Source organism: Micromonospora matsumotoense (genome assembly GCF_900091525.1).
Classification (GTDB): domain Bacteria; phylum Actinomycetota; class Actinomycetes; order Mycobacteriales; family Micromonosporaceae; genus Micromonospora; species Micromonospora matsumotoensis.
In genome coordinates this window covers 1-12,500 of record NZ_FMCU01000043.1, presented here as the reverse complement: position 1 = coordinate 12,500, position 12,500 = coordinate 1, and the positions used below count along the sequence as shown (strand labels likewise).

Annotated in this window: 4 protein-coding genes; 2 read left to right on the top strand and 2 right to left on the bottom strand. The window is 70.3% G+C overall.

The features are described from left to right. A partial coding sequence (locus GA0070216_RS33370; protein ID WP_141723299.1) for a phosphopantetheine-binding protein occupies positions 1-594 on the top strand: 594 nt, incomplete at its 5' end. Between the two features lie 215 nt (positions 595-809). Here the strand turns inward: GA0070216_RS33370 and GA0070216_RS33365 are convergent. Both GA0070216_RS33365 and GA0070216_RS33360 read right to left on the bottom strand, forming a co-directional pair. After that, entirely contained in the window at positions 810-1,787 is a 978-nt protein-coding gene (locus GA0070216_RS33365; protein WP_245722902.1) for a cyclase family protein, read from the bottom strand. Positions 1,788-1,943: 156 nt separating this feature from the next. After that, positions 1,944-4,589, bottom strand: a complete 2,646-nt coding sequence (locus GA0070216_RS33360) for a non-ribosomal peptide synthetase (protein WP_091254883.1) — start codon at positions 4,587-4,589, stop codon at positions 1,944-1,946. A gap of 414 nt (positions 4,590-5,003) precedes the next feature. On the opposite strand from GA0070216_RS33360, the gene GA0070216_RS33355 reads away from it, so the two are divergent. Beyond that, the coding region (locus GA0070216_RS33355) for a non-ribosomal peptide synthetase (RefSeq protein WP_141723298.1) at positions 5,004-12,500 on the top strand (7,497 nt) is incomplete at its 3' end.

The following is a 12,500-nucleotide window of genomic DNA, read 5'->3' as shown; positions in this document are numbered from 1 at the left end:
GAGCTCGATTACCTGGGTCGTACGGATGATCAGGTGAAGGTTCGTGGTGTGCGGATCGAGTTGGGTGAGGTGCAGGCGGCGGTGGCGGCGCATCCGCAGGTGGTGCAGGCGGCGGTGGTCGTGCGGGATGACCGGTTGGTGGCGTACGTCGTGGGTGATGGTGCTGGGGTGCGGGAGTTCGTGGGGCAGCGGCTGCCGCAGTACATGGTCCCCGCCGCAGTGGTCGTCCTCGACGCGTTGCCGTTGACCAGCAGCGGAAAACTTGATCGTCGGGCGCTCCCGGCGCCGGACTTCGCCGGGGCTGTCGGGTCCAGCCGGCCTGCGGCGAACGCGCGAGAGGAAAAGCTGTGCGCTCTCTTCGCGGACGTCCTGGGCCTGGACCACGTCGGCGTCGAGGACGACTTCTTCGCGTTGGGTGGGCACTCGCTGCTGGCTGTGCGGCTGGTCAGCCGGGTCCGGGTTGAGCTGAACGTCGACCTGGCGCTGCCCGTTCTCCTCGACGCGCCGACCGTCGCCGAACTGGCCGGCAGGCTTGGCGACACGCCGTCCAGCCGCGCGGCCCTGCGTCCGATGCGCCGCGGCCCCCACACCTGACAGCTCGGCCTGGGCGCGCCGGACAGCGCCCAGGCCGGCGGCGGCCAACGGGCCCAGACGAACCGGTGGCCCCCACCACGAGGCGGGGCCCCCGGAGAGCATGCGGACCGTGCCCGACGGCCGATCTCCGGCTCCCCGCCGGCCTCAGTCGATGGCCAGCAGCGAGGCGGACGGCGCGCAGAGCACCGTCCAGGCCGAGCCCTCGTGAACCGCGGTCAGAACGTGACGATCGGGTTGACCGGGCTACCGGACGTACCAGCGAAGCGGACCGGAGCCACTGCGAGCTGGAAATCCCACTGGTCGAGTTCGGCGGCAGTCGTCACGCAGGCCTCCAGGTCGCAGTTGTCGAGAATCCACAGACCCATCGCGACGAGACCCACGGCGTGGACCGGCATCAACACGTCGTCGTACCCCGACGGCTGAGCGTCCTGGGGGGTGTCAGCGCCGATCAGCGCCACCCCCCGTTCATGCAGCCACGGCAGGCACGACGCGTGCCAACCGGCCTGCCGGAAACCGCTGGCCGCCCCGTTCTCATGCCGGAAGCGGCCATAGCCGGTCCGCAGGAGCACCGCGTCACCGGGTCGCACCTGCACACCCTGGCGACGCTCGGCTTCCTCGAGGTCGTCGGGAAACACCGCCTGCCCCGGTTCCAACCACGACACGTCACGGGCCGCCGCGACATCCAGCAGAACGCCACGCGTGACGATCCCGTCCGCGGCCGCCGTGACGGCCGCCCACGCCGAGCCCGTCGCGGCGTCGACGAACGAGTGCGACCGCCCGTTGTACATCGCGCCGTCCCAGAAGATGTGACACGGCGCGTCAAGGTGGGTGATGGTGTTGCCGTGGAACGAGATGCCGAGCCGCTCGGACGAGAAGCCCCAGCGCCGGTCGGCGTGGAAGTGTTCCGGCATGTTCTCGGCACCTGGCATGTCGGCGGCGCACGGGCACGCCGTCGTCGACCGCTCCAGCTCTGCCGGTACGGCAACCTCCCACGCACACGACACACTCCTGCCGTGCCGTACGGCCCGCGCCGCCGCCAGCCGAACGTCGTCGGTGATGTGGTTCAGCGTCCCGCGCTCGTCGTCGTCGCCCCACCGCCCCCAGTTCGACAGCGTGTCGAAGTACCCGAGCACCTCGTCCTGCGTCGGCATCGGCCGCCCTACCGTCATCTCAGCATCGACCCCTCCGGTCACGCGCTTCCGAGGCACGCAGGTAGGCTATCCCGCCGCCGGATCGACGACCGCCGCGACGGTGTCCCGGGGTCGCAGCACGTGGACGAGGCAACCGGCCCGGACGGACCGATGGCCCCCGCCATCGGGCGGAGGCCATCGGGGGGACGCGGGTGTGGCTCAGCGAGCCGGTACGACGTAGGCCACCAGCCGGGCGGCCTCCCTTTCACCCACCGCGACGACGACTGCCTCGGCAACGTCCGGACTGGCCCGGATGACGGACTCGATCTCACCCAGCTCGACCCGGAAACCTCGAACCTTCACCTGGTCGTCCACCCGGCCGAGGAATTCGAACTCACCGGTTGGCCGGCGCCGGACCCGGTCGCCGGTGCGGTAGAGCCGCTGGCCGGGCAGCCCGGAGAACGGGTCCGCGACGAACCGGGAGGCGGTCAGCGCTGCTCGGCCCAGATAGCCCCGCGAGACGCCGGCACCACCGACCAACAGCTCACCGACGACCCCGGTGGGCACCAGCGCGCCGTACCTGTCGACCACACAGAGGAACGCGTTGTCGACAGGTACGCCGATCGGCACCGGTGGCATCTCATGGCGCCGGACGGTCCACGCGGCCGCGTTCATCGTGACCTCGGTCGGGCCGTACAGGTTGTGCAGCAGGGGACCGAACGCCGCCGCCCGGGGCGGCACGTCGGCGGCCAGCTGCTCGCCACCGGTGAAGATGTTCCGCAATGTCGGGGTCCGGCCTCGGAGGTCCTGATCGAGGAAGAGCGAGAGCAGATGCGGGGCGAGCTGCGCGGTGGTGACCCGGTGCCGTTCCATGTGATCGACCAGGTAGCCGAGGTCGGCGTGCCGATCCGGTTCGAGGACCACAAGGGTGCCGCCCATCATCAGCGGCATCCAGAACTCCCAGACCGAGCCGTCGAAACTGAACGACGTGCGTTGCAGCACCCGCTCGTCCGACCGGATACCGAACCGGCTGGTGATCCAGTGCATGTGGTTGACCAGGTTACGGTGGGTCACCGCCACACCCTTGGGCACGCCGGTGGAGCCCGAGGTGTAGATGAGGTACGCAACGTTCTCAGGCGAGACACCCGCCCGCGCAGTCGGCAGCGCGGCCGCCGGTGGGACCTCGGGTGTGGTCACCTCGAGCGTCGCTACGTCGTTCCCGACTACCAGCGCCCGCAGTTCCCCGGTGGTGAGGACCGCGGTCAGTTCGGCGTCGCGAGCCATGAAGGCCAGCCGCTCAGCCGGGTACAGCGGATCGAGTGGCACATAGGCCCCACCGGCCATCAGCACGCCGAGCAGGCCCACCACCAGCTCCACTGACCGCTCCAGACAGACGCCGACGCGGGACTCGGGCCCCACGCCGGCCTCGGTGAGCCGCTGGGACAGCAGATCCGCCCATGTGACCAGCTGCCGGTACGACACGGACCGGTCGCCGAACTCGACGGCCACCGCGTCCGGCGTCGCGGAGGCCTGTGCCAGAACGAGCTCGTGCAGCAGGGTGGGATCGTCCCCGTTCACCTGGACGGTGCCGACCACGCCGGCCTGGCCCGGCGACACCATCGGCACCGCGCCCAGCGGCCGATCGGGCTCGGCAGCCATGCCCCTGAGCAGCGTCGCCAGGTAACGGGCCAGCTGTTCGACGGTGGTGCGGTTCCAGAGGTCGGGCGAGTAGCCGAGACACAGTTCCACGGCCGCGTCCTCCACCGTGAAGTCGAATGTGAGGTCGAAGGCCGAGCGTGGCGGATTGCTGAACAGTCGCGACACGGCGACCCCGGGCAGAGCGAAGGCCGCTGCGATGGGCTCGTGCAGCGTCACCATCGTCTGCAACAGGGGGTGTTGGCCACCGCCGGAACCGACCCCGGCCAGCTCGACGATCTCGGCGAACGGGATGTGGGCATGCGCCACCGCGTCGCGATGCACCCGGTGAGCGTCGGCGACGGCCTCGGCGACCGTCGGGTCACCGGTCAGGTCGCAGCGCAGCGGAACCGGCTCAACGAGCCGGCCGACGACGTCGGGAGCGGCGGGGAGCGTGCCCAGCACGAAGTCGTCCATGCCGGACACCCGCGCGAGCAGGCTCTGTACGCCGGTGCTGAGCACGGCGAACAGATCGGCCGAGCAAGACTCGGCGAGCCGGCTCAGCTCGGACCGGCCGAAGAACCGGTACGCCACCTGGGACGTCACGGCGCGGCCCACCGCCGGCCGGACCCGGTCCAGCGGCAGCTCCAGCAGGTGCGGCGCGGTCGCCAGCACACTCTTCCAGTACTGACGATGCGCGGTGACGCCGTCGCTGCGCAGCCCCTCGCGGTACGCCATGAGCGTCTCGAGGAACGAGACCGTCGGACCCATCGGATCTGCCGTGAGCGCGGCCGCGATCAGTCGCATCGAGCCCGGGTCGGCGGCCAGTTGGTGCGCCGTCAGGACCAGCAGATGATCCTTGGGCGCCAGCCGGACGATCCGGGGTGCGAACAGCGGACCGGCGGTCAGGTCGAAGGTGCGGGCGGTCTCTTCGCGCAGCACCCGGTCGACCGTCGCGTCGAGGCTCTCACCGGAGAGACGGTCCTGCACCGGTACGGTCCACCCGTCGGTGACGGTCTGTGCCGGCTCGGCGTCGTCGACGATGCGTACCCGCAGCGCCTCGTGGTGGTCGATCACTCGACCTAGGCGCGCGGCGAGGTCGGCCGGATCAAGCTCGCCGGTGAGTCGGAGCACCAGCGGCACCGTCAGATCCGAGGCGCGTCGGTTCGGCGCCGCCCGTTCCCACAACGACAGTTGCGCGAAAGAGAGGGGCGTCATTGCGTCGGCCATCGGGCTCCCTTGCTCTTGACTCGAACCGGCGACCGCCGTATAGAGGCTGGGCGGAGACGCGCGGGAACCCCAATCCGAGCGACCCTGATCGTGCTCGGGCGACGCGGGCTGTGCCGGGACGACAGTGAAAGGTGCGGGGGTACGCGCGCACGACAATCCTGCGGGTCTGCCGCCGGAAAGGACAACACCCCGGGTGATCGCCCGCGGTGTCCGCACCGCTGACGGGTGCGGCGTTCAACCGTGGTGTTGCGGCAGTTGAACGGCCTCGGCCGGTTGGGCGGCAGCCCGTGACGTCCCACCGCGGTGTCTTCGCTTCCCAGCCCGATTGATGGATCAAATATGCCGGGTGGGCCATAGTGGGCAGCGCCGCCCTGCGTGGCACCGGCTCGTGAACGCGCCGGTGCGGCGCGGTCTGTGCCACGGCCCGGGCGTTGGCGTCCGCCACAGGTCAAGGAACTTCCGGCGTACGTCATCGAGCCTGATCAGCCGTGCCGACCCGGCGGCCGCTGCATCGCTAGGAGGAGACGGATGATTCCGTTGTCGTTCGCCCAGCGTCGACTCTGGTTCATCGAACAACTCGAAGGGCCCAGTACCCTCTACAACCTTCCTCCGTTGGTGCTGCGCCTGCACGGCGAACTGGACCCGGCCGCGCTGCGCCAGGCGCTGCGCGACACCCTCGACCGGCACGAGGTGCTACGGACCGTCCTGACCGTCAGTGACGGTGAGCCGTACCAACGCATTCTGGGCCTGGACGAGCTGGGCTGGGATCTCGACGTCGTCCCGGCCACGGATCAGGGGCTGGATGCGGCGGTGCTGGCGGCCACCTCTCACGTGTTCGACCTGGCCGGCGAGGCGCCGATCCGGGCCTGGTTGTTCGCCCTGGCGCCGGACGAGCACGTGCTGACCCTCGTGTTGCATCACATCGCGTCGGACGGCTGGTCGGTCGGGCCGCTGCTCCGGGACGTGTCACAGGCGTACGAGGCGCGGCTGGTCGGGCGTGCCCCGGACTGGGCGCCGCTGCCGGTGCAGTACGCCGACTATGCGCTGTGGCAGCGTGAGCTCCTCGGTGACGGGCAGGACCCGACCAGCCTCCTGTGCCGTCAGGTCGCGTACTGGCGCAGAACCCTGGCCGGGGTGCCGGAGGAGCTGAACCTGCCGTTCGACCGGGCCCGGCCGGCGATTCTCAGCGACCGTGGTCACCGCCTGGCGGTGCAGGTGCCCGCCGAGACGCACGCGGCTCTGACGCGACTGGCGCGGACCGAGGGCGTCACTGTCTTCATGGCACTGCAGGCGTCGCTGGCGGTGCTGCTGTCCCGGCTGGGCGCGGGCACGGACATCCCGATCGGTACGGCTTTCGCCGGACGGACCGACGAGGCTCTCAACGATCTCGTCGGCTTCTTCGTCAACACCCTGGTGATGCGTACCGACCTGTCCGGTGACCCCACGTTCACCGAGCTACTGGCTCGGGTCCGTCGGTCCAGCTGGGAGGCGTTCGAGCACCAGGACGTGCCGTTCGACCGGCTGGTGGAGGAGCTGGCGCCGCCTCGTTCGCTGTCCCGCCACCCGCTCTTTCAGGTTCTCCTGACCGTCAACAACGTCACTCTCGGTGCTGGCCCGCGGAGCGAGGCGCCCGCCCTGGCCGGCCTGCGGGTGGATTGGGGCAGACCGGGTTCGGTGGCGGCCAAGTTCGACGTGGAGTTCGCGCTGGAGGAGGTGCTCGACGCCGACGGTGCCCCGGCCGGGCTGCGCGGCAACGTCATCGTCGCCGCCGACTTGTTCGACCAGGCGTCCGCACGACTCCTGGTCGACCGGTTCGTGCGGGTGCTGGGGGCGGTAGCTGCTGATCCGAAGGCACTGCTGGGCACGGTGGACGTGGTCGGTGAGGCCGAGCGGTCCCGGGTGTTGGTGGAGTGGAACGGCACGGCGGTGGGGTCCGTGGGTGCGACCGTGCCGGAGTTGTTCGCGGCGCAGGTGGCCCGGACGCCGGACGCGGTGGCGGCCGTGTCCGGTGACGAGTCGCTGACGTACGCCGAGTTGAACGCGCGGGCGGAGCGGCTGGCGCGGGTGTTGCTGGCGCGCGGGGTGAAGCCGGAGTCGGTGGTGGGCGTGTGCCTTCCGCGCGGGATGGATCTGCTGGTCGCGGTGCTTGGGGTGTGGAAGGCGGGCGGGGCGTACCTGCCGATCGATCCCGGCTATCCGGTGGAGCGGGTGGCGTTCGTGGTGGCGGACGCGGCGCCCGTGGCGGTGGTGACGTCGCCCGCGGTGCAGGACGTGTTGCCGCCGGGGGTCGCGCGACTGCTCCTCGGGGATCTGCCTGGCGGCGCGGCGAGGTCGGCGCGGTCGGTGGTGCGGGGAGCTCACCCGGCCTACGTGATTTACACGTCGGGGTCGACGGGCCAACCCAAGGGTGTGGTGGTCGAGCATCGATCCTTGGCGAATCTGGTCGGTTGGGCGGCCGACCGGTTCGGTGAGGCGGACTTCGCGCGGGTGCTGGCGTCGACGTCGTTGAGTTTCGACGTGTCGGTGTTCGAGCTGTTCGGCCCGTTGGTGTGTGGCGGCAGCGTGGAGATCGTGGCGGACCTGTTGGCGTTGGCCGAACGGGACCGGACCTGGGATCTGAGTCTGGTAAGTGCGGTGCCGTCGGCGTTGGCGCGCGTGCTCGGCGACGGGGTGCGGGCGCGGGTGGGCACTGTGGTGTTGGCGGGTGAGGCGTTGACGGCGCGGACGGTGGCAGAGGTGCGTACGGCTTTGCCCGGGGCGCGGGTGGCGAACATATACGGCCCGACCGAGGCGACCGTCTACGCCACCGAGTGGTATTCCACCGGCCCGGTGCAGGGCACCCCGCCGATCGGCCGACCGGTGACGAACGCCCGGGTGTACGTGCTGGACGGCGGGCTGTCGCCCGCGCCGGTCGGGGTGGCGGGCGAGTTCTACCTGGCGGGCACCGGCCTGGCGCGGGGCTACCTGGGGCGGGCGGCGTTGACCGGCGAGCGGTTCGTCGCGAATCCGTTCACCCCCGGGGAGCGGATGTACCGCACCGGCGACCTGGTGCGTTGGGACGCCGACGGGGAACTCCACTACCTTGGCCGCACCGACGATCAAGTGAAGATTCGTGGGTTCCGGATCGAGCTCGGCGAGGTCGAGGCCGTGGTCGCCGGGCATCCAGACGTGGTCCGGACCGCCGTGCTCGCCCGCGAGGACACCACCGGCGAGAAACGTCTCGTCGCCTACGTCGTACCGGCGGCCGGCGTCGAGGGGGATCGGCTGCCGGCGCGGGTCCGCGCGCACGCGGCCACCCTGCTGCCGGAGTACATGGTCCCGGCGGCGGTGCTGGTCCTGGAGACGTTGCCGTTGTCGGCGGTAGGAAAGCTGGACCGCCTGGCGCTGCCGGCGCCGGACTTCGCGGCGGGTGTGGGTGTGGGACGGGGTCCGGCTAACGCGCGGGAGGAATTGTTCTGCGCGGGATTCGCCGAGGTGCTCGGGTTGCCGGCGGTGGGCGTGGACGACGACTTCTTCGCTCTGGGTGGGCATTCGCTGCTTGTGGTGCGGTTGGTGGACTGGTTGCGGCAGCGAGGGCTGTCGGTGCCGGTGCGGGCGTTGTTCCAGACACCGACAGCAGCGGGGTTGGCCGCGGTAGTGGCCGGTCGTGTCGAGGTGGTGGTGCCGGACAACGCCATTCCCGCGGATGTCACGGCGATCACGCCGGAGATGCTGCCGCTGGTGGAACTCACCCAGGGGCAGGTCGATCGGGTGGTGGCGACGGTCGACGGTGGCGCGGCGAACGTCGCCGACGTCTATCCGCTCGCGCCGCTGCAGGAAGGGCTGCTGTTCCATCACCTGTTGGCCGAGGACGGTCAGGACGCGTACTCGCTGCCGACGGTGCTGCGTTTCGACACGCGGGAGCTGCTCGACGCGTTCCTCGGCGCGCTGCAACGGGTGATCGACAGGCATGACATCTTCCGGACGTCGATCGTGTGGCAGGGGTTGGACTCGCCGGTGCAGGTGGTGTGGCGGCAGGTCACGCTGCCCGTCACCGAGACGCCGGTCGGCGGGCCCGACCCGGTGGCGGAGTTGGTGGAGGCCACCGGCTCGGTGCTGGACCTGGGCAGGGCACCGTTGATCGAGGTGCACACGGCGGCGTTGCAGGGTGGTGACGAGTGGTTGGGGCTGGTGCGGGTGCACCACATGGTGCAGGACCACATGGGCCTGGACCTGCTCATCTCCGAAGTCGGCGCGGTGCTGGCCGGGCGCGATGACGCGCTGCCGCCGGTGGTGCCGTTCCGGGAGTTCGTGGCGCGAACCCGGACCGCTGTCAGCGCTCAGGAACATGAGCGGTACTTCTCCGAGTTGCTCGGCGACGTTGACGAGCCGACCGCCCCGTACGGGGTCCTGGACGTGCGCGGCGACGGCACCAGCCAGTCCACCGTCCGGCAGAGGCTGGACGCCGCGGTGACGGACCGCCTGCGGATCGTGGCCCGTTCGCTCGGCACCAGCCCGGCCACGCTGCTGCACGTCGCCTGGGCGCGCACCGTCGCGGTGCTGTCCGGCCGGGCCGACGTGGTCTTCGGCACCGTCCTGTTCGGCCGGATGGACGCCGGCGCCGGCCGGGTACCCGGACCGTTCATCAACACACTGCCGGTCCGGCTGCGCACCGACCGCGTCGACGCCCGTGACGCCGTCAGCGTCATGCGCGACCAACTCGCCGGCCTGTTGGAACACGAACACGCATCACTGGCCGCCGCGCAGCGGGCCAGTGCCGTCGAGGGCGAAGCGCCGTTGTTCACCTCGATCCTCAACTACCGGCACAACTCCTCCCGCGAGACCGGACCGGGGCACGCCGAGCCGGTGGACACCGGGCTGGACGGAATAGCCGTGGTGTACGCCCGTGAGTACGACAACTACCCGCTCTCCGTCTCGGTGGACGACGACGGCGAGAGCCTTGGGATCACCGTCGACGCCGTCGCCCCGATCGATCCGCAGGCGGTGGCCCGGCTGCTGGCCACCACCACCGGCAACCTGACCGCGGCCCTGGAAGCCGCGCAGCCCCCCGCACTCGCCGCCGTCGATTCGCTCGACGGGGACGAGCAGCACCGGCTACTGGTGGAGTGGAACGGCACCCAGAGCGCCGTGGGGGCGCCGCTACTGCCGGAGGTGTTCGCAGCGCAGGCCGCGGCGACGCCGGACGCGACGGCGCTGGTGTGCGAGGGCTCGACGTTCACGTACGCCGAACTGGACGAGCGGTCGAACCGACTGGCCCGGCTGCTCGCCGCCCGCGGGGTGGGGCCGGAATCAGTTGTCGGTCTGCTGCTGGAGCGGGGCCCGGAGGTGGTCGTCGCACTCCTGGCAGTGCTCAAGGCCGGCGGCGCGTACCTGCCGATCGACCCCGAGTATCCGGCGGAGCGGATCGGCTTCATCATCGCGGACGCGGCGCCAGTAGTGGTGCTGACGTCGAGTCGAGCCGCTGCTCGCGCCGCGTTGGACATGCCGACGGTGCTGCTGGACGACGCCCAGGTCGCCGCCGAACTCGCGGGCCTGCCCGCCGAGGCGCCCCAGGTGCCGATCGCGGCGGGACAGGCCGCATACGTGATCTACACGTCGGGGTCGACCGGTCGGCCGAAGGGCGTGCTGGCGACCCACGGTGGGTTGCAGAACCTGTATGCCTTCCACCGGTCGGGCGTGATGGCATCGGCGAACGAGCGGCTGCGGGTCGCATTGACGGCGTCGCTGTCGTTCGACACCTCCTGGGAGGGCCTGCTGTGGATGGTGGGCGGCCACGAGCTGCACCTCATCGGTGACGAGCTGCGGCGGGACACGGCCGCTCTGGTGCGCTACATCGCGGACGAAGGCATCGGCGTGCTGGACCTCACGCCGACGTACGCCGAGCAGTTGGTCGCCGATGGTCTGCTGTCCACCCCGCTGTCGGTTCTCATGCTCGGCGGCGAGGGCGTTGGTGACGAGCTGTGGCAGCTGCTGCGCCGCTCCGACGTCCGGTCAACCGTCGACATGTACGGGCCCACCGAGTTCACCGTCGATGCGCTCTGGGCCGACGGCGCGGACCGACGCCAGGCCATCGGCCACCGGCCGGTCGCGAACACCCGGGCCTACGTGCTGGACTCCCGGCTGCGTCCGGTACCGACCGGGGTGCCCGGTGAGCTGTACCTGGCGGGGGCCGGCATGACGCGGGGGTACCTGCGCCGGCCAGGCCTGACCGCCGGGCGTTTCGTGGCGTGCCCGTACGGCGGGCCGGGGGAGCGGATGTACCGCACCGGTGACGTGGTGCGCTGGGCCGTCGACGGACGAGTGGAGTACCTGGGTCGGGTCGACGAGCAGGTGAAGTTGCGGGGCTTCCGGATCGAGCTGGGCGAGGTGCAGGCCGCCGTCGCCGCTTATCCGGACGTGACCCAGGCAGCGGTGATCGTGCGGGACGACCGGTTGGTCGCCTACGTCGTCGGTGGGGACGGCAGTGGGGTGCGGGAGTTCGCGGCGCAGCGGTTGCCGGAGTACATGGTCCCGGCGGCGGTGGTGGTCCTTGACGCGTTGCCGGTGACCGTGAACGGAAAGTTGGACCGTCGGGCGCTGCCGGCGTCGGCCTTCGCCATCGGCGGCGCGCGGACCTCGTTGGACGCCCGGGGGGAATTGGTCGCCAGCATGTTCGCGGATGTGTTGGGTCTGCCCCGGGTCGGTGTCCAGGACGACTTCTTCGCTCTCGGTGGGCATTCGTTGTTGGCGGTGCGGTTGTTGAGTCGGTTGCGGTCGGTTTGGGGGGTGGATTTGTCGTTGCGGGTGTTGTTCGAGGCGCCGACGCCGAGGGCCTTCGCGGGGCGGTTGGGTGAGGGTGGTTCTGCCCGGCCGGTGTTGGTGGCGGGGGAGCGGCCGGAGCGTTTGCCGTTGTCGTTCGGGCAGCGTCGGTTGTGGTTCATCAATCAGTTGGAGGGGGCCGGTTCGGCTTACAACATGCCGGTGGTGACGCGTTTGTCCGGCGCGGTTGATGTGGATGCGTTGGAGTGGGCGTTGCGGGATGTGGTGGGTCGGCATGAGGTGTTGCGGACGGTGTTTCCGGTGGTGGATGGGGAGCCGTTTCAGCGGGTGTTGGGTGTGGCGGAGTTGGATTGGCGGTTGGAGTGTGTGGAGTCGGTGGATGTGGATGCGGTGGTGGCGGAGGTGGTGGGGCGGCCTTTTGATGTGTCGGTGGAGGTGCCGTTGCGGGCGGTGTTGGTGAATGGTGGGGTTTTGGTGGTGGTGGTGCATCACATTGCGGGTGATGGGTGGTCGATGGGTCCGTTGGCGCGGGATGTGTCGGTGGCGTATGCGGCGCGGTGTGGGGGTGGGGTGCCGGGGTGGTTGCCGTTGCCGGTGCAGTATGCGGATTTTGCGTTGTGGCAGCGGCGGTTGTTGGGGGATGAGTCGGATCCGGAGAGTAGGTTGTCGCGGCAGTTGGGTTATTGGCGGGGTGTGTTGGCGGGGGTGCCGCAGGAGTTGGCGTTGCCGTTTGATCGGGGGCGTCCGTTGGTGGCGAGTCATCGGGGTTTTCAGGCGCCGGTGGAGGTGTCGGCGGGGTTGCATGCGCGGTTGGTGGAGGTGGCGCGGGCGTGTGGGGTGACGGTGTTCATGGTGTGGCAGGCGTCGTTGGCGGTGTTGTTGTCGCGGTGGGGTGCGGGGGTGGATATTCCGATTGGTTCGGCGCATGCGGGTCGGGTTGATGAAACGTTGGATGATCTTGTGGGGTTGTTTGTGAATACGGTGGTGTTGCGGGCGGATCTGTCGGGGGATCCGTCGTTTGCGCAGGTGTTGGTGCGGGTGCGGGAGGCGGCGTTGGCGGGTGCGGCGCATCAGGATGTGCCGTTCGAGCGGTTGGTGGAGGAAATCGCGCCGGTGCGGTCGATGGCGCGTCATCCGTTGTTCCAGGTGGTG